The organism is Bacillus cereus group sp. BfR-BA-01379 (assembly GCF_022663605.1).
In the GTDB taxonomy this organism is placed as follows: Bacteria; Bacillota; Bacilli; order Bacillales; family Bacillaceae_G; genus Bacillus_A; species Bacillus_A mobilis.
Genome location: NZ_JAKUFT010000282.1, coordinates 1 through 243, shown reverse-complemented (window position 1 = coordinate 243; position 243 = coordinate 1). Strand labels below are relative to the sequence as shown.

Genomic DNA, 243 nt, shown 5'->3' with positions numbered 1-243 from the left:
TCTTCCGTTGTTTCCTTGACCATTTCCGTTATTCCCTTGTGATTCTCTTCCGTTGTTTCCTTGACCATTTCCGTTATTCCCTTGTGATTCTCTTCCGTTGTTTCCTTGCTGGTGCCCATTATTCCCCTGTGGTTCTCTTCCGTTGTTTCCTTGCTGATTTCCATTATTCCCTTGCGAGCCTCTATCGTTGTTTCCTTGCTGATTCCCATTATTTCCTTGTGAGCCTCTTCCATTGTTCTCTTG

The 243-nt window shown here is 44.4% G+C and carries 1 pseudogene; it reads right to left on the bottom strand.

The features are described from left to right. A pseudogene (locus tag MR113_RS27870) lies at positions 1–243 on the bottom strand (hypothetical protein); the annotation flags it as partial.